The 22,196-nt window shown below is 46.0% G+C and carries 22 protein-coding genes; 13 read left to right on the forward strand and 9 right to left on the reverse strand.

Features of this window, described 5'->3' with window-relative positions; all coding sequences use genetic code 11:
- Positions 1-119: 119 nt before the first annotated feature.
- Both BUB18_RS27095 and BUB18_RS27100 read right to left on the reverse strand, forming a co-directional pair.
- A complete protein-coding gene (locus BUB18_RS27095) occupies positions 120-515 on the reverse strand; it encodes a response regulator (protein WP_073087234.1) in 396 nt (131 codons plus the stop codon).
- 451 nt (positions 516-966) lie between these two features.
- Positions 967-1,929 (reverse strand): hypothetical protein, encoded by a 963-nt coding sequence (locus BUB18_RS27100; RefSeq protein WP_073087236.1) that lies wholly within the window; start codon positions 1,927-1,929, stop codon positions 967-969.
- Between the two features lie 101 nt (positions 1,930-2,030).
- Between BUB18_RS27100 and BUB18_RS27105 the strand changes: the two genes are divergently transcribed.
- Both BUB18_RS27105 and holA read left to right on the forward strand, forming a co-directional pair.
- Positions 2,031-2,756, forward strand: coding sequence for a ribonuclease H-like domain-containing protein (locus BUB18_RS27105; protein WP_073087238.1), 726 nt, complete (start codon positions 2,031-2,033; stop codon positions 2,754-2,756).
- 6 nt (positions 2,757-2,762) lie between these two features.
- On the forward strand, positions 2,763-3,758 hold the full coding sequence (gene holA, locus BUB18_RS27110) for a DNA polymerase III subunit delta (protein ID WP_073087240.1): 996 nt from the start codon (positions 2,763-2,765) through the stop codon (positions 3,756-3,758).
- A gap of 104 nt (positions 3,759-3,862) precedes the next feature.
- Here the strand turns inward: holA and BUB18_RS27115 are convergent, their stop codons facing one another.
- Positions 3,863-4,798 carry a bifunctional riboflavin kinase/FAD synthetase gene (locus BUB18_RS27115; RefSeq protein WP_073087242.1) on the reverse strand — a complete coding sequence of 312 codons (936 nt, stop codon included), beginning with the start codon at positions 4,796-4,798 and terminating at the stop codon, positions 3,863-3,865.
- 141 nt (positions 4,799-4,939) lie between these two features.
- Here BUB18_RS27115 and BUB18_RS27120 point away from each other — a divergent pair, with 141 nt between their 5' ends.
- A complete protein-coding gene (locus BUB18_RS27120) occupies positions 4,940-6,118 on the forward strand; it encodes an AIR synthase related protein (protein ID WP_073087244.1) in 1,179 nt (392 codons plus the stop codon).
- Between the two features lie 88 nt (positions 6,119-6,206).
- Here BUB18_RS27120 and BUB18_RS27125 read toward each other — a convergent pair whose 3' ends face one another.
- Together BUB18_RS27125 and BUB18_RS27130 are read right to left on the reverse strand one after the other, a co-directional pair.
- On the reverse strand, positions 6,207-7,925 hold the full coding sequence (locus tag BUB18_RS27125) for a M56 family metallopeptidase (RefSeq protein ID WP_073087245.1): 1,719 nt from the start codon (positions 7,923-7,925) through the stop codon (positions 6,207-6,209).
- Positions 7,922-8,293 carry a BlaI/MecI/CopY family transcriptional regulator gene (locus BUB18_RS27130; protein WP_073087246.1) on the reverse strand — a complete coding sequence of 124 codons (372 nt, stop codon included), beginning with the start codon at positions 8,291-8,293 and terminating at the stop codon, positions 7,922-7,924. Before BUB18_RS27130 ends, BUB18_RS27125 begins: the two co-directional genes overlap by 4 nt.
- A 256-nt stretch (positions 8,294-8,549) precedes the next feature.
- Between BUB18_RS27130 and BUB18_RS27135 the strand changes: the two genes are divergently transcribed.
- From BUB18_RS27135 to BUB18_RS27145, 3 genes are all read left to right on the forward strand, one after another.
- A complete protein-coding gene (locus tag BUB18_RS27135) occupies positions 8,550-9,245 on the forward strand; it encodes a cell division ATP-binding protein FtsE (RefSeq protein ID WP_073087247.1) in 696 nt (231 codons plus the stop codon).
- Positions 9,246-9,451: 206 nt separating this feature from the next.
- Entirely contained in the window at positions 9,452-9,724 is a 273-nt protein-coding gene (gene rpsO, locus BUB18_RS27140; protein ID WP_073087248.1) for a 30S ribosomal protein S15, read from the forward strand.
- 129 nt (positions 9,725-9,853) lie between these two features.
- On the forward strand, positions 9,854-12,214 hold the full coding sequence (locus tag BUB18_RS27145; protein ID WP_073087250.1) for a polyribonucleotide nucleotidyltransferase: 2,361 nt from the start codon (positions 9,854-9,856) through the stop codon (positions 12,212-12,214).
- A gap of 159 nt (positions 12,215-12,373) precedes the next feature.
- Here the strand turns inward: BUB18_RS27145 and BUB18_RS27150 are convergent, their stop codons facing one another.
- On the reverse strand, positions 12,374-12,976 hold the full coding sequence (locus BUB18_RS27150; RefSeq protein ID WP_143160118.1) for a hypothetical protein: 603 nt from the start codon (positions 12,974-12,976) through the stop codon (positions 12,374-12,376).
- Between the two features lie 111 nt (positions 12,977-13,087).
- Between BUB18_RS27150 and prmA the strand changes: the two genes are divergently transcribed.
- From prmA to BUB18_RS27165, 3 genes are all read left to right on the forward strand, one after another.
- Positions 13,088-13,906, forward strand: a complete 819-nt coding sequence (gene prmA / locus BUB18_RS27155; RefSeq protein ID WP_073087253.1) for a 50S ribosomal protein L11 methyltransferase — start codon at positions 13,088-13,090, stop codon at positions 13,904-13,906.
- Between the two features lie 130 nt (positions 13,907-14,036).
- Positions 14,037-14,678 (forward strand): glycerol-3-phosphate 1-O-acyltransferase PlsY, encoded by a 642-nt coding sequence (gene plsY / locus BUB18_RS27160; RefSeq protein ID WP_083550901.1) that lies wholly within the window; start codon positions 14,037-14,039, stop codon positions 14,676-14,678.
- Positions 14,679-14,818: 140 nt separating this feature from the next.
- On the forward strand, positions 14,819-15,628 hold the full coding sequence (locus tag BUB18_RS27165) for a M48 family metallopeptidase (RefSeq protein ID WP_073087255.1): 810 nt from the start codon (positions 14,819-14,821) through the stop codon (positions 15,626-15,628).
- A 162-nt stretch (positions 15,629-15,790) separates the two neighbouring features.
- Here the strand turns inward: BUB18_RS27165 and BUB18_RS27170 are convergent, their stop codons facing one another.
- Entirely contained in the window at positions 15,791-16,738 is a 948-nt protein-coding gene (locus BUB18_RS27170) for a hydrogen peroxide-inducible genes activator (protein WP_073087256.1), read from the reverse strand.
- Positions 16,739-16,894: 156 nt separating this feature from the next.
- Here BUB18_RS27170 and BUB18_RS27175 point away from each other — a divergent pair, with 156 nt between their 5' ends.
- A complete protein-coding gene (locus tag BUB18_RS27175) occupies positions 16,895-17,248 on the forward strand; it encodes a hypothetical protein (RefSeq protein ID WP_073087257.1) in 354 nt (117 codons plus the stop codon).
- On the opposite strand, the gene BUB18_RS27180 is transcribed toward BUB18_RS27175, so the two are convergent.
- On the reverse strand, positions 17,245-18,573 hold the full coding sequence (locus BUB18_RS27180) for a hypothetical protein (RefSeq protein ID WP_073087258.1): 1,329 nt from the start codon (positions 18,571-18,573) through the stop codon (positions 17,245-17,247). The genes BUB18_RS27175 and BUB18_RS27180 overlap by 4 nt on opposite strands.
- 182 nt (positions 18,574-18,755) lie before the next feature.
- Between BUB18_RS27180 and BUB18_RS27185 the strand changes: the two genes are divergently transcribed.
- The 3 genes from BUB18_RS27185 to BUB18_RS27195 are packed head-to-tail and all read left to right on the forward strand — an operon-like array spanning position 18,756 to position 21,174.
- Positions 18,756-19,493, forward strand: a complete 738-nt coding sequence (locus BUB18_RS27185) for a glycosyltransferase family 2 protein (RefSeq protein WP_073087259.1) — start codon at positions 18,756-18,758, stop codon at positions 19,491-19,493.
- 18 nt (positions 19,494-19,511) lie between these two features.
- Positions 19,512-20,309, forward strand: a complete 798-nt coding sequence (locus BUB18_RS27190) for an O-methyltransferase (RefSeq protein ID WP_073087260.1) — start codon at positions 19,512-19,514, stop codon at positions 20,307-20,309.
- 49 nt (positions 20,310-20,358) lie between these two features.
- A complete protein-coding gene (locus BUB18_RS27195) occupies positions 20,359-21,174 on the forward strand; it encodes a carboxylesterase family protein (RefSeq protein ID WP_083550903.1) in 816 nt (271 codons plus the stop codon).
- 37 nt (positions 21,175-21,211) lie between these two features.
- Here BUB18_RS27195 and BUB18_RS27200 read toward each other — a convergent pair whose 3' ends face one another.
- The gene (locus BUB18_RS27200) at positions 21,212-22,156 is read right to left on the reverse strand and encodes a nitrilase family protein (protein ID WP_073087261.1); all 945 of its coding nucleotides are present in this window, start codon (positions 22,154-22,156) and stop codon (positions 21,212-21,214) included.
- Positions 22,157-22,196 lie beyond the last annotated feature (40 nt).

Below are 22,196 nucleotides of genomic sequence, written 5' to 3' on the forward strand. Positions count from 1 at the left end.
AGAAGACTATTTATCAACACAAAACCTTAATAAAAGCCTTTTTTTTTCTAAAAATAGAAAGAGGCTATCTCAAATTACTTTTGAGACAGCCTCTTTTTTAGTTAGTAACCATAGGGAGATTACAAATACTCTTCGATTACTTTCATCTTATTCTTATCCAGCGGCTTGGTGATATAAGCCATTAATTCCGGTGTCTTCTCCACTTTCTGCAAATCACGCACATCCACCGACGACGAGCACATAATGATCGGAATATTGTTATGAAGAGAAGGCTGTATACTGCGATAGGCTTCAATAAAATCCCAGCCATTCATGCGGTCCATATTCATGTCGAGTATGATCAAAGAAGGTAAGGATGGCTGAGGAACTGCTGATAACTGCTCCAGGGCTTCTTCTGCGCACAGAAATGAAGTTACAATCAGATTATCATCCTGCTGTCCCAACATTTTTCTGATAATGAAATGGAATATCTCATCATCATCTACAACGTACACTATTTTATTGATGTCTTCCATGCTTATGTATTGATCGGGCTTCTGAACTTGTCCGTTTTATAACAGGTAATGGCTGGCAAAAGCTGCAATCTGCATATAACTCACAGGATGAAATTATACTAACAACAACAATAGATTTCACGACTTCAGGGTTCAACATCTACCTTTGAAATCGGGCAATCGGTTATACTATTAATATGGGTTATCCTGACACGAAAACGTCCTGGTCACTTGCTGCTTTAATGCATTGGTTTCTTTGTTCCAGTGCTTACTGGCCTCCGGTTATGTCTTTCTGATTATGCCACAAAGAACGTTAATTTAATTTTATTTTTATATATAACTTTTCTCCAATAACTAATCATTAACAAACAATTCAACCACAAAAAGTTGCACTCCTTATTGCATATACCAACGAAAAAGGCGGAACAAGTGTTCCGCCTTTAACAAAAAACTTATATTAATTAACAAGCCGTTAAAATAATCCGCCTTTCTTCAGTGTTACTTTACCCTGTCCGATTTTGAAACCGTTATGATAAATTTCAACACCGTAGTCGCCTGGTTTGAAATCAGAATTCTGTTTCCAATCCATGGTTACCGCCTGGCGCTGACCCTGTACATACGCTACCGTTTTCTTAGCAGTGTATAATTTTTCAGTGCCATCTTCCAGGGTGAATCTGCCGGAACCCAGCGCTTCTACTGCCAGTGGCGAACCATCAGGAGCAGAAATCGCTACAAAGATTTCTTTGTCGCCGGTTGGAGCAATGCGGTTGTCATCCAGGTCAAATTCTACACGCATCATATCCGCTCTCTTAGCTTTGGTAGTAGCAATCTCTTTACCGTTACCTTTCACACGGATAGGTTCCAATTTAATATTGGAGGCATGCAAAACCGATCCCAGTTCCACTTGCTTACCCAAACTATCTTTAACAGTGCTTACAGAATCTCTTTCTTTACGGGCATAATCTCTTTCACCCGCCAGTACAATTTTTTCACCTTCCAGGCGCTCAATCGTCTGCTGATAACCTTCAATGTTTGATTTCAGTTGTTCAATCAGTCGACGGGCTTCAGCCAGTTCAGCTGCAGTAGCATTTTTCTTGGTAAGGATACTGGAGATTCGGGCTTTCATGTCCTGAATTTCCTTGTCTTTTGTTTTCACCAGGCTATCCATGCGGGTGTTCTGGCTAATCAGGTCATCCAGGCGCGCATTAGCTGCATTGAAGTCCTGCTCTAAAGCATCACGGGAAGAAGAAATGGAATCAATCTGGATTTTCTGTGACGTTACGATTTCACTAGATTTGCTTTTATCGTAAAACATATATATCCAGGTGCCTGCAAGGGCCGCAATCAAAATACCATAAATCAATAAATTGCGACTGCGGGGTTTTTCTGGCCCGGGAGATCCCGGAGCAGGCGTGTTAAAAGTGTTCTCCGTCATAGTTGTTTGTTTTATGTTTATGTGTTATATGGTTAAAAATCGTTATTCAAAAGTAGGCATTAAATTCTAAATTCTTTCAGTTTTAAAACAGTTTTCGGCACGTGTTACCAAACATTGGATTAGATCAGTTATTGCTCCTTGATATTGAAACAACGCCTGCTACAGCGGCGTTAGACCAGTTACCCCCACACTTGCAGGAGCTCTGGCGGGAGAAAAATACAAAAATTGCGCCAGTTTCTGAAAGTGAGGATGATGGTTACGCCAACAGGGCGGGGATCTACGCCGAATTTGGCAGAATCGTTTGTATATCAGTAGGTTTTTTTCACCTGGAAAATAACAGGTACCAACTTCGACTTAAATCTTTTGCCAATGAAGATGAAGTGACCCTGCTGCATAACTTCTTTGAACTGCTCATGAAGTTCCAGGAAAAGATTGCTAAATTCCAGTTTGCAGGCCATAATATCCGGGAATTTGATCTCCCTTTTATTTGCCGGCGTTCTGTAATACATCAGTTATCTTTGCCGCAATCGCTGCAACTGCACGGACTCAAACCCTGGGAAGTGCCCGTCGTGGATACCCTCCACCTTTGGCGCTTCGGCGATTTTAAACATTATACTTCCCTGAAACTGCTTACCGCCGTCATGGGAATCGATACGCCTAAAGATGATATCGATGGCAGTATGGTCGGCAAAGTATTCTGGGAAACCAAAAACCTGGAACGCATCGCTACCTATTGCCAGAAAGATGTACTGGCAGTAGCCCAACTGCTGCTGCGCTTCAAAAGATTGCCACTGCTGCCACCGGAAGATGTGGTCATCATCAAATAACGACTCATGGAATATCAGGATATTATAAAAGACTGGAAGCAAAACAAATTCAAAGCATTCTACTGGCTCGAGGGAGATGAAGATTTCTTTATTGACCAGGTAGTAGATTACGCAGAACATAACCTGCTCAATGAAGCTGAGAAAGGATTTAATCTCACCATATTATATGGAAAAGATACCGACTGGAGCACCGTGGTAAACGCCTGCCGCCGTTATCCCATGTTTGCCGAACGCCAGGTAGTCGTACTCAAAGAGGCACAGGCCATGCGCGATCTCCTCAAGCTGGAAGCCTACCTCGATAATCCCCTCAACTCCACCGTTTTTGTGGTAGCTCATAAGCAGGGCAAAATCGATGGCCGTAGTAAAATGGCCAAGATGATTAAAGACAAAGGGGTACTACTATCTACCAAAAAATTATACGATAACCAACTGCCCGCCTGGGCCGAAGCCTATGTGAGCGGCCGTGGACTGGCCATCAGCCAGAAAGCTGCTATCCTGCTGGTAGACCACATCGGCAACGACCTTTCCCGTATCGCCAACGAAATCGATAAACTCCTGGTCAACCTCCCGGATAAAAAGAAAATCGATGAAGGAGATATTGAGAAATATGTCGGTATCAGCAAAGAATACAACGTATTTGAACTGCAAAACGCCCTTGGTACTAAAAACGCCGCCAAGGTCTATAAAATCATAGGCTACTTTGCAGCCAACCCTAAAGCTGCGCCACTGCCCATGATGCTGCCGGCATTATATAATTACTTCGCCAAAATGAGCCTGGTGTTTACTATAAAGGGTGGGGAGAAGGAAATCGCCTCGGCACTCGGTGTACATCCGTTTTTTGTGAAAGACTATATCGCAGCAGCCCGTAACTACGGCCCCGAGGCCACCGACAGAGCCATCCTGCTCCTCCAGCAGTATAACCTCAGAAGTATTGGTATAAATGATAGCGGGGTAGAAGATGGAGAGTTAATGAAGGAGCTGATGTATAAGATTATGGCTTAGCGCATAAACGAATCGCTTCGCGATTCGTTTATGCGGAGTGGTGTGGGCAGCTGCCCACACCACTCCGTTTTCCGGAACTGCGAAGCAGGTCCGGAAAACGGAGGCTACCTGGTGAGAATTTCCTTCGCCTTCTCCGCGTCCAGCGTAATCTGTTTCACCAGATCATCAATATTATTAAACTTCAGATTAGGACGAATATACGCTTCGAAATAAACAGTCAGTGTCTGACCATATATTTCCCTGTTAAAATCAAAAATATGTACCTCCAGCCGAAGGTCCGTACCATTAAAGGTAGGCCGGGTACCTATGCTCATCACCGCCGGAATCGTTACCCAGTGGCGGTTTAATGATATCTGAACGGCATAAATCCCTTCGCATGGTATCAGCTTACGTTCGTCTGCCAGCTTCAGGTTAGCCGTAGGATAGCCCAGCTGACGGCCCATTTTATCCCCATGCACCACAGTGCCGGTCATAAAATATCGGTATCCCAGCAGTTCATTCGCAAGGTGGATGTCGCCATCCTGCAGGCTTTTGCGGATTTTAGTGGAACTCACCGTCAGGTCGTGTACCACCTGCTGCGGAATTTCTATCAGCTCAAAACCATATTTGGTCTTTTCCACTTCCAGCAATTCAAGACCTCCCTCCCGGTTATGCCCGAAACGATGATCATATCCAATAATTATTGTATGTGGATGGAACCTGGCAATCAAAAAATCTTCCAGGTAGGCCTGTGCAGAGAGTTCGGAAAATGCTTTTGTAAATGGCACCACCACCAGGTGGTCAATACCTTGTTTTTCAAGCAAGGCAATTTTTTCCGGTAGGGTCGTAAGCAGCTTCACGGCGCCGGGGTTGGCCCCTAAAACCTCCCGCGGATGGGGATCGAAGGTAACGATGACCGTTTCTCCATTACAGCTGGCAGCAGCCTGTTCCAGTTGCTGCAGTATATAACGGTGGCCTGAATGCACACCATCAAAAGTACCAATGGTAATAACCGCATTCCTGAATTCCGGTAAGTGTTCTAAGTCCCTGTGAACCTGCATAAATTTCTATAACAATCAAAAAACGCCACGCAAATCTAACACATTCGCCGTGCATTCTGCGCGGAATCTGTTACTTTTGCAGCCAGAAGGAAATACTTAGCGATTTCCCGGATCTCTAAATTACTAAATCTCTAATTCCAGGTGGATCAGAATATTTACGCCAAACGTGGTGTTTCCGCAGGCAAGGAAGATGTGCACAACGCCATTAAAAACATTGATAAGGGTCTTTTCCCGAAAGCTTTCTGTAAAATAGTGCCCGATATCCTCGGCGGCGACGAAGCGTACTGCAATATCATGCACGCGGATGGCGCGGGTACAAAATCCAGCCTGGCTTACGTTTACTGGAAAGAAACCGGCGATATCAGTGTATGGAGAGGCATTGCCCAGGACGCCATCATTATGAACATGGACGACCTCCTTTGCGTTGGCGCTACAGATAATATCCTCCTGTCATCCACCATCGGCCGTAATAAACAACTGCTGCCAGGGGAAGTAATCGCAGCCATTATCAACGGTACAGAAGAAATCCTGGCCGAACTGCGCAGCCACGGCATCTCTATCTATTCTACCGGCGGCGAAACCGCAGATGTGGGCGACCTCGTTCGCACCATCATCGTGGATTCTACCGTAACCTGCCGCATGAAACGCGAAGATGTGATCTCCAACGATCGTATCCAGGCCGGTGATGTAGTGGTAGGGCTGGCCTCCTACGGGCAGGCTACTTACGAAAATAGCTACAATGGCGGTATGGGCAGCAACGGTCTTACCAGCGCCCGACACGACGTATTCCATAAAGCAATCGCAGAGAAATACGCGGAGAGCTATGATCCTGGTATTCCATATGAACTGATCTTTAGCGGTAATAAAGCGCTGACAGATAAAATCGATATCCCTGGCTTCGGACAGGTAGATGCGGGCAAACTGGTGTTATCACCTACACGCACCTACGCACCGGTTATTAAAAAAGTGCTGGAGCAGTTCCGTCCGCAGGTACACGGAATGGTTCATTGCAGCGGCGGTGCACAAACCAAAGTCCTGCACTTTATAGAAAACCTGCATGTTATTAAGGATAACCTGTTTCCGGTACCACCGCTGTTCAGCCTTATTCAGGAACAATCCGGTACCTCCTGGAAAGAGATGTACCAGGTATTTAACATGGGCCATCGAATGGAGCTCTACGTACCGGAAGCGATTGCAGCGGATATCATTGCGATCAGCAAAAGCTTCAACATTGATGCCCAAATCATCGGCCGTGTAGAAGCTGCCGAACAAAAACAAGTCACCGTCAAAGCGCCTTCCGGCACTTATATTTATAATTAGTTGTGTTGTTTAGAAGTAATGCAAAGGCCGGCCTCTGAAGAGACCGGCCTTTTGCTTTGTTGTGAATTTAGTGTTGAATGAGCTGTATCTAACAATCCTTTTCGTTTGGGGTAGTCAGGCTGCCAGGGTGCCCAAAAGGTTTCAGCCAAAGGTTAGCATTGTTTCCTGCCGCTTTATCTGCCGGTTTAGCATCGAGTGTGAAGCGTATCGGAAGGTTAAACTGCACGGGCACTTTTTTGTTTTCATGTTCCCCCGGTATCCAGGTTGGCATGGCTTTTACGACTCTGATAGCTTCTTCTTCCAGGCCATGGCCTTTTTCAGGGCCTACCGTTCTTATGGTTGATATTTTGCCATCCGCTTCCACTGTAAATTGCACAAACACGGTACCGCTAACCTTGTTTTTTACGGCATCTGCAGGGTACTTAATGTTGCTGCGCAAATATTCGTTCAGGGCTTCTTCGCCTCCTGTAAAGCTTGGAGGTGTATCTACGAAGGTATAAACCTGCTTCCCTTTGGGAGTTTCCTGTTGGGGGGCCTCACTCTTAGGTGAGTCAGAAGGGAGGGCAAACCTGATAGGTAGCTGAAACTCCACATTTACCGGATGCCCGTTTTGTACCCCAGGTTTCCAGTCAGGCATGCCCTTCACTACGCGGATAGCTTCTTCTTCCAGTCCTGCACCGTGTTTTGGCTGTTTGGAAGAAGTGGTGATCTCGGTTATTTTCCCCGTGGGATCAATAATGAACTTAACAATCACCAGTCCGCTCACTTTGGCTTTCACCGCCTCCTTAGGGTATTTGATATTGTTAGCCAGGTACTTGTTGAGGGCGGTTTCTCCTCCCGGATATTCCGGCTGTACTTCTACCTGGGTGAATATTTCCCGCACTGTATCAACAGGCAGGGCTGCAGGCTCCATTACTGCTTCGGCAACCGGAATGGCGTGCGGGTTGCCTGAAGCAGCAAATGCAAAGGAGCAGAAAATCAGGCCGGAAACTGGTAATACCATGATGCGGCGCAGATAAGAAAATCGGTCGTTGTGGAAGTTTGTGAGCATAAGAATACGTCTTTTGATTGGCGGATAAAAAAAGTCGTTTGTTATGGAAAACTGTCGGCTGTGAAAGGCGGATTGTAATATGGTGGTAGCATACCCCGCTATTTCTTTACCGGCAGCCTGTTTATCAGCAATGAATTCATGGATGAGCGACAACTCCCGGGCGCACAGATGGAAAAATGGATTAATCCATCCAATGCTGCACACAGTGCGCAGGTAGAGTTTATCGAGCGTGTGTTTCTGCTTAACGTGTACAATTTCGTGGCGTAGCATCTGGTTGCCCTGTTCATCGTGGAGGGGCATGGTTTTGCTCCAGAAGATATAGGACAGGAAGGAGAAAGGGCTTCCCGGTTTTTCCAGTGCAACGAGTGTGTAATCATTTACTGTTTCGCTGGGATTGGTTCGGGTGAGTCGCAGGATGCGAATGCAGATCAGGATGAGCTTAACCAGGAGGAGAAACGCGACCAGGCTGTAGGCTACCGTCAGGAAGTCTGGCAGCGTGAATGGTACACTGTTGCTTTCGATGTGTTCCCTGATTTCAACTGCCCTGTACGTGTAGGCGTACACGATAGACTCATTATCTTCCGAAATGGATAAAGGAATTTTTAGCAATGGGATCAGGAGAGAAATTACCGGCAGGAGGAGCAGATAATAGCGGTTCCACTGGTGGAAGCGCTTGTTGCGCAAGGCCGCCAGGTAATAGCCATACAGGATTCCTGAGCAGATGATTACTTTGACCAGGTAGGAGAGTAGTATCATTTGGGCTGATTTTGGGCGTCCTTAATTTTTTGAACCAGGCTTTCCAGTTCATTTACACTGATATCATTTTCTTTTATGAAGAAGGAAACCAGGTTGCTGAACGAGCCTTCGAAATAGCCTTTAACCAGGTTGCTGACGGTTTTGTGGCTATATTCTTCCCGGGAGATGGTAGCGTAATACTGGTGTGATTTCCCGAAAACGTTGAAGTCAACAAAGCCTTTTTCTACCAGGATTTTAATTAAGGTAGATACGGTATTATAATGGGGCTTTGGTTCCGGCATGGCTTCTATGAGATCCTTTACGAATGCCGGTCCGGTTTGCCAGAGGGCCATCATAATTTGTTCTTCTGCTTTGGTAAGTGCTTTCATGATCTTTGGTTTTCTATGCTGAATTAAATTTAAAACTAAATTCTTAGTTAAACAACTATATTTTTAGTTATTTGACTAATTTTTTAGTTAAATAGGTGAAATAGATGAAAATGGAGAGTTTTGGGAGATAAAATGGAAAAAAGTAGAGAGGCAGTGTTTAGGACGGTTGTTGTATTTATTCTTATATATGACAAGAAGTTATCTCCTAAATAGTTATTTTTGTTCGTAACTAGCTAGAACTAAACGAAAATCTTACATGACGCCCGAACAGCCGATTATACAACTGACGAATGCCAGTATATATCAGGGGAATTCTCTGATATTATCTGATGTGAATATTACCGTAAACAAGGGAGAGTTTGTGTATCTGATTGGAAAAACGGGTACGGGAAAGTCCAGTTTACTGAAAACACTATATGGCGACCTGCCGTTGAAAGACGGTACTGGTCAGGTAGTTGGGTTTGATTTGAAGAAAATGGACTGGAAGAAGGTACCGTACCTGCGCCGTAACCTGGGCGTGGTTTTCCAGGATTTTCAGTTGCTGACCGACCGGAATGTGCATGATAACCTGAAGTTTGCGCTGCGTGCAACCGGCTGGCAGGACAACAAGCAGATTGAGGATAAAATTGCGGATGTGCTGGATAAAGTAGGCCTGGGCACCAAAGGGTTTAAGATGCCATATGAGCTGAGTGGTGGAGAGCAGCAGCGTGTAGATATTGCGCGTGCCATGCTGAACTCGCCGCGGTTGATACTGGCTGATGAGCCTACCGGTAACCTGGACCCTGAAACCTCCGATGGCATTATGCAACTGTTGTTCAGAATTTGCCGGGAGGGTACGGCGATTGTGATGGCCACGCACGACTACATCGTATTACAGAAATTTCCGTCGAGGGTGTTACGTACCGAAAATGGTCATGTAACGGACAATGCAGCGGTGAATTTCTCTTCTTAAACAGATCTTATAGTGGTGTATTCAGTTAATTTTACTATTTTTGCACCACATTTCACCGAAATAATTGAATCAGAACTCTTTATGCAATTAAATAGCTCTGAAACAATTATATATTCCCTGCAAATTGGTAATTCATATTTTTCTAATTACCTTTGCACCGGAAAAATAGCGACAAAAAACATTATTATTACTTATTATTATTCAAGATGTCTTACTTAACTGTTGAAAAGAAAGCCAATATTTTCAAGGAATTTGGTGGAAGCGAGAAAAATACAGGCTCTGTAGAAGCGCAAATTGCACTGCTGACTGAGCGTATCAACAGCATTTCCGGTCACCTGAAACAAAACAAAAAGGATTTCTCAACCCACCGTGGTCTGATGAAAATGGTAGGTCAGAGAAAGCGTTTACTTTCTTACCTGTCTAAAACTAACCTCAGCGGCTACCGTGCTCTGATCGAGAAGTTAGGTATCAGGAAATAACCATGACTTTATTATAGCGCTATTCCCAACTTTCTGGTTGGGAATAGTTTTTTTGTATGTATACGTTTTGTTGTTCCGCTAACTGATTGTCTATAAGGGAACAACGTTATTCTTAATCCTCACTAATTTATGAATCTGACACCTATTTCAGTGAAATTCGATATAGGAGACGGTCGTATAGTGACCATCGAAACCGGCAAGATGGCCCGCCAGGCTGACGGTGCGGTTACGGTGCGTCTGGGTGATTGTATCCTGCTGGCTACCGTGGTAGCTAACAAGGAGCCTAAACCGGGCCAATCGTTTTTCCCTCTGACTGTTGACTACCAGGAGAAATTTGCTTCCGCAGGCCGTATTCCAGGTTCTTTTTTCAAACGTGAAGGCCGTCTCTCCGATTACGAGGTGCTGATTTCCCGCTTGATCGACCGCGCTCTGCGCCCCTTGTTCCCCGACGATTATCTTTGCGAAGTACAGGTACTTGTAACGCTCATCTCTTCTGATCCTGAAGTAATGCCTGATGCGCTGGCTTGTTTGGCTGCATCTGCTGCTTTGGCCGTTTCTGACGTGCCTATCCAGGAAATCATTTCTGAAGTGCGCGTTGCCCGTATCGATGGTAAATATGTAATCAATCCAAACCGTAGCGCACTGGCTACTGCTGATATGGACTTCATCATCGGCGCCACCGACAAGAATATCATGATGGTGGAAGGTGAAAGTAAACAGTGCCAGGAAGAGGACCTGATCAGTGCTATTGAAGCTGCTCACGCTGCAATCAAAGTACAGGTTAAAGCTCAACAGGAGCTGGCTCAGCTGAAAGGCGTAACCGGCAAACGTGAGTATACCAAACCTCACCAGAACGAAGAGCTGAAAGCAAAAGTAGAAGCTTTTGCAAAAGAAAAAATCTATCAGGTTGCCAAATCTGCTTCTGCAAAACACGATCGTTCTGATGCCTTCAAACAGATCGGCGTTGAGCTGGTAGAGCACCTCGGTGAACTGCCGGAAGAAGATGCTCCACTGGTAGGTAAATACCTGCATGATCTGGAGAAAGAAGTGATCCGTAACATGATCCTGGATGAAAAAATCCGCCTGGATGGCCGTGCCCTTGATCAGGTACGTCCGCTGGCGATGGAAACTGACATCCTGCCTTCTCCGCACGGTTCTGCACTGTTTACCCGTGGTGAAACACAGTCCCTGACTACTGTTACCCTGGGTACACCGGAGGATGAGCTGCTGATTGAAAGCGCTTCTACTTCCAACTACGTAAAATTCATTCTGCATTATAACTTCCCTCCATTCTCTACCGGTGAAGTAAAACCTATGCGTGGCCCTGGCCGTCGCGAGGTGGGTCACGGTAACCTGGCTATGCGCTCCCTGAAGCAAATGATGCCAGGCAGCGAATATCCTTACACAGTGAGGGTGGTTTCCGATATCCTGGAGTCTAACGGTTCCTCTTCCATGGCTACTGTATGTGCTGGTTCCCTGGCACTGATGGACGCAGGTGTTCCTTTGCCTAAACACGTAAGTGGTGTGGCAATGGGTCTGATCTCCCGCGCATCTGACGGTGCATGGGCGGTACTGACCGATATCCTCGGTGATGAAGATCACCTGGGTGATATGGACTTCAAAGTAACCGGTACACGCGATGGTATCTGCGGTATCCAGATGGATATCAAAGTAGATGGCCTGAGCATGGATGTAATGCGCTCGGCTTTAGCTCAGGCACAGAAAGGACGCCTGCATATCATTGACGCAATGTATGCTGCTGTTCCTGCTGCCCGCCCTGAACCTAAGCCACACGCTCCACGTATGGAGAAAATCATCATCGATCGTGAATTCATCGGTGCTGTGATCGGACCAGGTGGTAAGATCATCCAGGAAATCCAGCGCGAAACCGGTACTACCATCAACATCGAAGAAGTTGGTGAAACCGGTGAAGTGAGCATCTTCTCTGCACAGAAAGAAGGTCTGGAAAAAGCCCTGAAATGGATCAAAGGTATTGTTGCTGTTCCTGAGGTAGGTGAAACCTACGAATCAGTGGTGAAATCCATTATGCCTTACGGTGCATTCGTGGAGTTCATGCCTGGTAAACAAGGACTGCTGCACATCTCTGAAGTTTCCTGGAAACGCCTCGAAACTATGGAAGGTGTACTGTCTGAAGGTGAAGTGGTGAAAGTAAAACTCACTGGTACAGATCCTAAAACAGGTAAATTCAAACTGAGCCGCAAAGCCCTGATGCCTAAACCGGAAGGTTATGTAGAAAGACCAGAGCGCGAAGAACGTGGTGACCGCGGCGATCGTGGTGACCGTGGCGGCTTCCGTGATCGTGGTCCTCGTGATGACCGTCGCGGTGGTGGTGACAGACGTGATGACCGTCGTGGTCCACGTGATGATCGCGGCCCTCGTGAAGATCGTGGTCCTCGCAATGGTGGCTTTGATCGTAACAACAATAATGAGCCTGAGAAACCTCAGGAGCCTTATTTCGATGAACAATAATTATTCGCGAAAGCTGAAAATAGAAAAGGTCCGCAGTGATGCGGACCTTTTTGTTTTAACGGGTGCTGCGCTTTCGGCACGGCAAGTCCAATCGGGTGCAGGGCCGCAGGCCCTGGTATACACCCACAAAACGGAACCGAAGGTTCCGTTTGTGTAATACTATCTCGGATAAAAAGTCGCCAGCTGCTGCTCCGCAGCAAATGTGCTTTCCCGGAAAATCTGCTTGCCGTTATTAAGTCGGAATACCCTGAAATCGTTCCCATTCACCGGTTCAAAAATCATTTTGTAGGAAGTAACCGGCAATTGCGGCTTCACAAATTTCTCTATTACTTTCAACCGTGCCTGCTGCAGCAGGTCCGCCATTATGGTCTCGATATAAGGCAACAGGATGCCTCCGTCTTCCGCCCACTGCATGTACATCTTGGTAGTGCTGTACGTAAGATCTTTATTGGTGGTATCTTTCAGGTAACAGTAAGCTTTCTGGAAGTGAGCCGCCATATCTGCCTTTGAAAAATTCTTGAAAGAGATATGATTGACGGCCAGGCCGCTATATTGCTGGCGAGGGAGAGCCGTGTCCAGCATGTCCATATAATCCAGTAAAAATTGCCTGTTCATGATCACGACGGAGGTTTCTCCTTCGTAAACGATCGAGTCGGTCATGATGGGTTCTTCCGGATCAGGAGGGCGCATTTTAATCACAGTTTGTGCCATGGCCGTGCAGGAAAAAACTACGGCTGACAACAGCAGGAGTAATGTTTTCATAGGTGTATCAATATTGATATTTATAAAATTCAAATATAATATCTTTTTAATTTTATACAAGCGATTAGTTGCCAGGCTTTAATCGCAGGGATTCAGTTATCTTTGCGGCCTATGTCACACATTGCTATTACCATACAGGCTGCAGGCGATCAGGCGGAACTGCTGATTGCGGAGCTGGCAGAAGCCGGCTATGAGGGATTTGAAGAACAGGAAACCACATTGGTAGCCTTTATTCCGGAAGCTGATTTTAATGAAGCTATTTTAAATGAGTTGCTGACAGCTAACGGCATTGCCTACACGCAGGAGCGTATTGCGCAGCAAAACTGGAATGCCTTATGGGAAAGCAATTTTCAGCCGGTGCAGGTAGATGATTTCTGTGGTATACGCGCGAATTTCCACCCGCCGTTTGATCCCAAACCTGCATTTGAAATTGAAATCACGCCTAAAATGGCCTTTGGTACCGGCCATCATGCCACTACCTCTTCTGTAATCAGGTTAATGCGCGAGATCGATTTCAAAGGCAAAAGGGTGTTTGACTTTGGAACCGGTACCGGTATCCTCGCTATCCTCGCCGAAATGATGGGCGCCTCTGTGGTAGATGCGATTGATTATGACGAGTGGGCGGTCAACAATACCATAGAAAATATCGGGGCCAACCATATGGAACGGGTAAAAGTATGGCAGGCGGATAATCTTACCGGTATTTCCGAAAAATATGATATATTGCTGGCGAATATTAATTGTAATGTACTGTTGCACTATATGGCAGATATGCGCCGGTTACTGTCCCCGGGTGGCATTCTCCTCTTAAGCGGCATTATGCCATCTGACGAGCAGCAAATATTGGCCGCAGCTATACCGCAAGGATTTGACCTACAGCAAAAAATAGAGAAAGATAACTGGTTGGCGCTACAATTCGGGGTGCAATAAATCGAGAGAGTTTACTAATAATACACATATGAAAGTTATTGAATTTCCAACTTTTGTGTTATAAACTTTCCTAATATTCGCTTAATTTTAACACATAATTTGTTATCTTAGCAATTCCTAACTTTTAGTGATGACAGAATTTTTATTGCTTTTTTGCGCTTATCTGATAGGATCTGTACCTACAGCTGTTTGGGTAAGTAAAGGCGTTTTTGGGATGGATATCCGGGAGTATGGCAGCGGCAACGCCGGCGCCACCAATACCTTCCGCGTGCTCGGCCCAAAAGCTGGAACTTTTGTAATGCTGGTAGATATGCTCAAAGGAGTACTGGCAGTGAGGCTGGCTTATCTGGCCCCTTATTACCAGGATCATGAACACCTGACTCAACTGGTAAACTTCCAGATAGGACTGGGCCTGGCCGCTGTACTGGGCCACATCTTCCCGATCTGGGCGGGCTTCCGCGGCGGTAAGGGTATTGCTACCCTCTTTGGCCTGGTGCTGGCGATTCAGCCGGTAGTAGCGCTGTGCTGCGTAGGCGTATTCCTGATGATATTGTTTTTAACGAGATATGTTTCTTTAAGCTCCATTATAGCAAGTATCGCCTTCCCTGTACTGATACTGTATATTTTCAACGAGCCGGAAATATTTTACCGAATTTTTGCCATAGCTGTGGCGTTGATGGTGGTTCTTACGCACCAGAAAAACATCAGCAGGCTCCTGAAAGGTAACGAAAGCAAAGTGCCCCTGTTCAGGAACCGGAGAGAAAAGCACTAAGTTTTATATCTGACGATATTTAAGAGCTTATTGGAACGGATGTTGTATCCCTTTCAATAAGCTCTTTTGTTTTTACAAATAATACAAAAGCTAAATATTTCTTACGTTTGCACTGCTTTTAGCAAAAATTTGATAAACCCATGAAAAAGATCGCACTTTCCTTTTCTGTCGCAGCAGCCTTCCTGTATGGATGCTCCAGCGTTCCGATTACAGGCAGAAAGCAACTGAATTTACTCCCCGAAAGTACTATGGAGTCAATGGCACTCCAGGAATACCAAACCTTCCTTTCTTCCAATAAGGTAGTGGCACAAACTACCAGCAAGGATGCAGAAATGGTGAAAAGGGTAGGCCAGCGTATAGCCGCTGCCGTTACCCAGTATATGAACCAGAAAGGTCAGGGTGCTGCCATTGCCACGTACAAATGGGAATTCAATCTGGTAGACAGTAAAGAAGTAAACGCCTGGTGTATGCCGGGTGGTAAGGTAGTGGTGTACACAGGCCTGTTGCCTGTTACACAGAATGAAACAGGTCTTGCTACCGTTATGGGCCACGAAATCGCACATGCCATTGCCCGCCACGGTAACGAGCGTATGAGCCAGCAAATGGTAGCGCAGGGTGTACAGATGGCTGGTGCCGTAGCATTAGGTAAAAATCCGACCGCAGTAAACCTGTTTAACCAGGCAGTAGGAGTGGGTGGTAACGTAGGCTTACTGGCATTCTCCCGCCAGAATGAGCTGGAAGCGGATCACCTGGGTGTGATCTTCATGGCTATGGCCGGTTATAACCCGCAGGAGTCTATTCCATTCTGGCAGCGTATGGCTTCGATGAGTGCTAATTCCAGCAAACCACCTGAATTCCTGAGCACGCACCCGAGCGATGACCGCCGTGTAGCACAGCTGAAAGGACTGATGCCGGAGGCCATGCAATACTATAAACCAGCAGGTAAATAGCCTTTTTATAAAAAGAAACAGCCCAACCGTACGATGTACGGAATCCACTCAGGCAGCATACAAAGCGTTGCTTTATAAATGAAAAGCCACCTTCGGTGTCTTTTGAGTGGATTCCGAGCTACGCTCGGTTGGGCTGTTGTTTTTTTATTTTTTAGGGAGATGTTAATCGTTCTGGATCTCCATTATCTTCTTATTTTTCTGCACCCTCATCTTCTCCGGTACATGTGCTAATATTTCGGCCTTAAACGCCTCAATAAGCGCCTGTTTTATGAAGTGCCTATGTGTGACAAGGCTGATCTCCCGAACAGGTTCCGGCGCCTTAAAATAGCGAACCATAGATAGTTGTTTGGACGACAGGTCCTGCAGGGATAACTCAGGGAGGATGGTATAGCCTTCGTTGAGGTCCACCATGCGTTTAAGCGTTTCCACACTGCCCGTATTATATTCCAGGTTTTTGTATTCGCCGCCCATGGTGAACTTATCCTTACAAATGTTGAGCACCTGATTGCGCATGCAGTGGCCTTCATTGAGCAGCCATACTTCCCTGACGTCCAGGTCTTCCGCGCGGATCACTTTCTTTTCGTACAAGGTATGGTTGCGGGAGGCATATACCACAAACGACTCGTAAAACAGCGGATGCTCTTCCAGGTGCGGATTATGCAGCGGCGTAGCCAGCAGGCCGCAGTCCAGCAACTCCTGTTTGAGCTGCTGCACGATTTGCTCTGTAGGATATTCCCAGATTTCGAGTTTTACTTTCGGGTATTTTTTCATGAACCCCGTTAGTATCCGGGGCAGCAGGTAAGGTGCGAGGGTAGGGATGATGCCTACTTTCAGGTTGCCCTGTACCTCTTTTTTCTGATCGGCAATGATTTCACGTATACGGGCATTCTCCTTCAGGATGATCCTGGCCTGAGATATAACTGCCGTACCGATTTCAGTTGGCACTACCGGTAATTTACTGCGGTCAAATAACTTGATCCCCAGCTCATCTTCCAGCTTCTGGATCTGCATACTCAGTGTTGGCTGTGTTACAAAACACTTCTCTGCTGCTACTACGAAACTTCTGTAAGTATCTACCGCAACTATATACTCCAATTGTACAGTCGTCATTTCCCTTGCTTTGAGGGTGTAAAGGTATTGATAAAATCTATATAATCTTAAAAAGAAATCGGGGATTTAAGAAGGTCTTAACTTCTTAAATCCCCGATGAGTTATTTGAAAGCCTTTTGTGGTGGCGGATTTAAATGACACCTTCGGTGTCATTGGGTGGTTTCCGCGCTTCGCGCGGTGGCTACCGCCGGTTACAGTTATGCCATTCGTGTTATTAACCTGCGTTGTCCGCTTCGCGCGGTGGCTACCGCCAGTTACAGTTATGCCATTCGTGTTATTAACCTGCGTTGTCCGCTTCGCGCGGTGGCTACCGCCGGTTACAGTTATGCCATTCGTGTTATTAACCTGCGTTGTCCGCTTCGCGCGGTGGCTACCGCCAGTTACGGTTATGCCATTCGTGTTATTAATGCGTTGAGTGTAACTACCGTTGGTTTGTGCTTATGGTTGTTGCTGCGCGTTGCGCAGCAACAACTTTTTTGCAGCCGGCTTGCCTGCTGCAAAAAAGCTTAGAAAATTCTATATCTATACTTGATTTTCTCCGTATTCTGATACAGTTCCCTGATATTAATAGAAGCCTGAATCTCTTGCACGGCTTCGGTTTTCAGGTTCCTGAACTCTGCCTGTTTGTTGTCGATCACGCTTTTTTCCGCCAGGTTGTTGTCCTGCGCAATTTTCAGCGAGTTGTTAACCTTGGCGTAATAGCTGTCCAACAGGGTAAAGTACTCGTTGTACAGGTTTTCGAAGCGTTTGGTTTGCAACACCAGATCTTCCAGCTGGTTGTTTACTTCTTTCAGGTTCGGATTTTCGCGCAGCAGGGATTCATAATCGATGCGCTTACCCTTACTGGTGTACTTAGTTTCCAGCTGATTGAAGAAATCTACCACCTTCTCTTTCTTGAAGTCGAAGAAGTAATCATTCATTGTTTGGCTCAGTGGTTTGTTACCTTTCTGCGGTGGTGCAAACTTCAGGCTGGTAGCAGTAAACGACAGGTGATCGAAGAGATTGTCCTGCAGCAGTCCTAACTGATCCTTGTTGAAGTTGAGGCCGTATTCAAATTTCTGATTGGCATCATTCAACGCTGTATAGTATACTACGTATTTATTCAGCTCTTTCTCAAAATCCTGCAGTGATTTCTGATTAATCTGTTTGTTGTTCACGCTTACACTATGCAGGAAGTTCATCACCGAGTTGGCAATAGCCAGCGGCGGGGTGAGACTGGTAAAGCTCTGGAAAATCGGGCTATTGATGATGGATTTGGTGGATTCAACTATTTTGCTGTTTTTCTCCCCTTTCTCATCTTTGTTTTTCAGGATGATTTTCTGTACCAGGTCCACGATGCGGTCGCTCAGCGAAAAGCCGAGTGCCTTACTTTCCGGGTTGTTCAGGGAAGTAATGAACACATCCAGGTTATTGGTAGTGGTACGTGATTTCAGGTCAATAATCTTCTTGTTCAGCAAATAATATGTTTCGCTGGCATTAATAATATTGGATTTTATCAGTTCATATTTACTGATGTTATCCAATTCCTTCCCTTGCAGCAGGGCCTGAATGGAATTGGAGTTCTGCCTGTCACTGTCGGTAATACGCTGTAACTCATCAATAATGTGCTTAATAGTAGTGTCCTGCGTTTTTACTGTTGGCGTAGTTGTAGCTTTGATCTCCGGATCCTGCGCCTGCGCCCGGAATGATAATAAGGTGAGGAAAAGAGCGGGGACTACTAGCAACCATTTTTTAACACTAAGTTTTTCAGCCAGATACACTAACGGTAATGCCTCTCCGTGCACGGGTGAAGACCCATTCTTTTGCAGCACTTCCGTTGGTAGGTGTTTTAACATGCTTTTTTGCTTTTTGTTAACAAAAATTAAAGAAAATATGATGCCAAAAACATCAACAAGCAAAGATAAATAATAAATAACAGTTAATATTAAATCATGATGGATGGCGTCCCAATATATTTTGAATTATCATCAGGTAAATTACCTTTGCAGCTCTAAACCTACAAAATATATCCACTTTCATGCTGAATCAGAAAAAGATAGTGGTAGTGTTACCGGCCTACAACGCAGCACTTACGCTGGAAAAAACATTCCGGGAGATCCCCTTTGATATTGTCGATGAAGTTGTTTTGGTGGACGATTGCAGTAAAGATGACACGATCGCGGTGGGCAAGCAATTAGGAATAAAACATATTATCAGCCACGACAAAAACAAGGGCTATGGCGGCAACCAGAAATCCTGCTATAACAAGGCGCTGGAGCTGGGCGGCGATATTGTGGTGATGTTACACCCGGATTACCAATATACCCCGATGCTTATTACCGCGATGTGCAGTATTATTGCAAATGGAGTATACCCGGTGGTATTTGGCAGCCGTATCCTTGGAAAAGGTGCCCTGAAAGGGGGCATGCCCATGTATAAATATATATTCAACCGCTGCCTGACCCTCGCCCAGAACATCCTGATAGGGCAGAAGCTAAGTGAATACCATACCGGATACCGCACTTTTTCGGCGGAGGTACTCCGGAACATTAATTATATGGCCAATAATGATGATTTTGTGTTCGATAATGAAATGGTTTCACAAATCTTCATGAAAGGTTACGAAATTGCCGAAATTACATGCCCAACCAAATACTTCGATGAGGCATCAAGCATCAACTTCAAACGAAGCGCCATTTATGGCATGGGCGTTTTGAGGGTATCGCTGCAGCATCGATTGCATATGTGGGGCCTGATGAAAGGAAAAATTTATTAAAACTAATTATAAGAGTCAGTGAGTTTAGCGCAACAGTTTTCAGTAGCCGGCAAATACCTGCGATACTATTTTACAGCAGGCAACCGTCATGATGTACATTCTCCGTTTGTATTTTCTCTGATTGAGGAAGTATTACAGGATAAGCAACCCCGGGCCGACTTCGCCGAAATAGAACTGTTGCGCAAACGCCTGCTGAAGAGCCCTGATACCATCAGCGTGACCGACCTGGGAGCCGGTTCCATCGTATCCGGTGGCAACGAGCGCCGCATCGCGGACATTACCCGCTACGCAGCCAAACAACCCAAATTCGGACAATTATTCTACCGGCTTATTCAGTACCTGCAACCGCAGTATCTCGTGGAACTGGGGACCAGTATGGGGTTATCATCTTCCTATATGGCCAAAGCAAACCCTAACGCCACCGTATACACGATTGAAGGCTGCCCCAATATTGCCGCCAAAGCCCGCTCCAACTTTGACCAGCTGGGAATTAACAATATTGAGCAGCGTGTAGGCAATTTTGATACGGTACTGCCGGAGCTGTTGCCCCAACTGCCACGGCTCGACTGGATGTATGTGGATGGCAACCACCGCAAAGAACCTACCTGGAACTATTTCCTGGAATCATTACCCTACGTGCATGAAGGTACCATCCTGATATTTGATGATATCCACTGGACACCGGATATGGAAGAGGTATGGCATCGTATTCAAAGCCATGAGGCCGTAACCTATACGATCGACCTCTTTTTCATCGGCCTTGTCTTCTTCCGGAAAGATTTTAAAGTGAAACAACATTTCACGCTCAAATACTAAACTTGATTTAACCCGTTGCAGGTAGTATATTGGGAGAAACATTCCAGATATGCGCAACCTCAAGCTAATGCTGTGTTTGCTGGTAACTTTGTTAACCATTGATACCCAGGCACAAACTCCTGATGCTTCCCTTCAGGCCATCGACTCCGTTTTTAGTTACGAATCGTATATCCATCAGGGTGATACGCTGCGATACCGCATGCTCACCCCGCTGCATCACGATATTCATAAAAAGTATCCCCTCATCATTTTCCTGCATGGGGCCGGCGAACGGGGCAGCGACAACAAAGCGCAGCTTAAGCACGGCGGTAAATGGCTCGGTAACGATAGCCTGCGGGAAAAGTTTCCGGCATACGTTATTTTTCCACAATGCCCGGTAAATGAAACCTGGGCCCCCATGAAAGCCAAATTTGATTCAGTTGGCAAACGCGTAAGTTTCGAATTTCCGCTGAATACCCCTCCTACCAAGCCGGGCGGCATGCTCAAACCGCTGATCGACAGCCTCATCGCGAGCGGAAAAGTTGATCCACAAAGGATTTACATTGGCGGACTCTCCCTGGGCGGCATGGGGACATTCTATATGATTACCACCTATCCGAACCTGTTTGCAGCCGCCTTCCCGATTTGTGGCGCAGGAAATGTTGATGCCGCGGTCAACTTCGCTAAAAAAGTACCGGTATGGATCTTCCATGGCGGGGCCGATCCGGTAGTACCGGTGCAGGCATCCCGCCAGTACGACGAAAAGCTGAAAAGCCTGGGTGCGGAACACAAGTTCACAGAATACCCTGGTGTAGGGCACGACAGCTGGAACAACGTTTTCGTAGAGCCGGGAGTGTTAGAGTGGCTGTTTGATCATAAAAAATAATTCCGGATAAAAGGCTGACCACTTACTGGCCGGCCTTTTATTTTAACCACACTACCTGCTGGTTCGATGTATGCGCCTGCCCCAGAATATCTTTATATAATTCAGGCCGCCTGGCCTGCATGTATCGGTAGCCTCCGGCCTGCGTCAGCTTTTCTGGCGTTGCCACTGCAATGGCAATATCTTCATCCAGTTTTTTACATTCATCCAGGATATCCCCGAAAGGGTCAAGAATCATGGCACAACCATTCTTCAACTGGTCATCGTCCATACCAATCGGATTTGAAAACACCACATAAGCGGCATTATCGTATGCACGTGCCGGCAGCCACTTCATCAGCCAGTCGCGCCCCTTCATGCCTTCAAACTCCAGTCGCACGGAGGTGGGATCATTTTCCCGGTTTTCCCATAGCTGCGGTGCTACAAAACCGGCACCGGGCCTCGTACTGGGTGTGCACATGGTCACATGCGGCATGAAAATAATGTCGGCCCCCAGCAGTTTGGTAGCTCTCACGTTTTCAATGATATTATTATCGTAACAAATGAGGATGCCACATTTCCAGCCATGGATTTCAAAAATACAGTAACTGTTTCCAGGCGTCAGATGTGGATTGATAAAAGGATGCAGCTTGCGGTATTTAGCTATCAGGCCTGATTTATCTACACATACATAGGCTTTATAGAGATGGTCGTCCTGATCTTTTTCAAAAAGGCCGGCAAGTAAGGTGATGCTATGCTTAGCGGCAATGCGTATCAGTTCCTGCACACTGGGCCCGTCAGGTATATGTTCTGCCAGTTCGATCATTTGAGTTTTCGTAAGTTTCCTGGCAAACGTATAGCCGGTAACGGAGCACTCATGAAAGGCGATTACCTGGGCGCCTTCAGCGGCCGCTTTTGCTGCCAGCTGGTCAATCTTCGAAAGATTATAGGATTTATCACCGCTTTTATTTTCAAATTGTGCGGAGGCGATTTTCAACTTTTCCATCCTCCAAAGCTAGTGGCCCTGCACTACTAAAAAATGTACA

It is taken from the genome of Chitinophaga jiangningensis (assembly GCF_900142605.1).
GTDB lineage: Bacteria > Bacteroidota > Bacteroidia > Chitinophagales > Chitinophagaceae > Chitinophaga > Chitinophaga jiangningensis.

Coding starts and splice junctions, on each gene's coding strand:
- BUB18_RS27095 (WP_073087234.1), bottom strand. CDS start 515: ATGGAAGACATCAATAAAATAGTGTACGTTGTAGATGATGATGAGATA.
- BUB18_RS27100 (WP_073087236.1), bottom strand. CDS start 1,929: ATGACGGAGAACACTTTTAACACGCCTGCTCCGGGATCTCCCGGGCCA.
- holA (WP_073087240.1), top strand. CDS start 2,763: ATGGAATATCAGGATATTATAAAAGACTGGAAGCAAAACAAATTCAAA.
- BUB18_RS27115 (WP_073087242.1), bottom strand. CDS start 4,798: ATGCAGGTTCACAGGGACTTAGAACACTTACCGGAATTCAGGAATGCG.
- BUB18_RS27125 (WP_073087245.1), bottom strand. CDS start 7,925: ATGATACTACTCTCCTACCTGGTCAAAGTAATCATCTGCTCAGGAATC.
- BUB18_RS27130 (WP_073087246.1), bottom strand. CDS start 8,293: ATGAAAGCACTTACCAAAGCAGAAGAACAAATTATGATGGCCCTCTGG.
- BUB18_RS27135 (WP_073087247.1), top strand. CDS start 8,550: ATGACGCCCGAACAGCCGATTATACAACTGACGAATGCCAGTATATAT.
- rpsO (WP_073087248.1), top strand. CDS start 9,452: ATGTCTTACTTAACTGTTGAAAAGAAAGCCAATATTTTCAAGGAATTT.
- BUB18_RS27145 (WP_073087250.1), top strand. CDS start 9,854: ATGAATCTGACACCTATTTCAGTGAAATTCGATATAGGAGACGGTCGT.
- BUB18_RS27150 (WP_143160118.1), bottom strand. CDS start 12,976: ATGAAAACATTACTCCTGCTGTTGTCAGCCGTAGTTTTTTCCTGCACG.
- prmA (WP_073087253.1), top strand. CDS start 13,088: ATGTCACACATTGCTATTACCATACAGGCTGCAGGCGATCAGGCGGAA.
- plsY (WP_083550901.1), top strand. CDS start 14,037: ATGACAGAATTTTTATTGCTTTTTTGCGCTTATCTGATAGGATCTGTA.
- BUB18_RS27165 (WP_073087255.1), top strand. CDS start 14,819: ATGAAAAAGATCGCACTTTCCTTTTCTGTCGCAGCAGCCTTCCTGTAT.
- BUB18_RS27170 (WP_073087256.1), bottom strand. CDS start 16,738: ATGACGACTGTACAATTGGAGTATATAGTTGCGGTAGATACTTACAGA.
- BUB18_RS27180 (WP_073087258.1), bottom strand. CDS start 18,573: ATGTTAAAACACCTACCAACGGAAGTGCTGCAAAAGAATGGGTCTTCA.
- BUB18_RS27185 (WP_073087259.1), top strand. CDS start 18,756: ATGCTGAATCAGAAAAAGATAGTGGTAGTGTTACCGGCCTACAACGCA.
- BUB18_RS27195 (WP_083550903.1), top strand. CDS start 20,359: ATGCGCAACCTCAAGCTAATGCTGTGTTTGCTGGTAACTTTGTTAACC.
- BUB18_RS27200 (WP_073087261.1), bottom strand. CDS start 22,156: ATGGAAAAGTTGAAAATCGCCTCCGCACAATTTGAAAATAAAAGCGGT.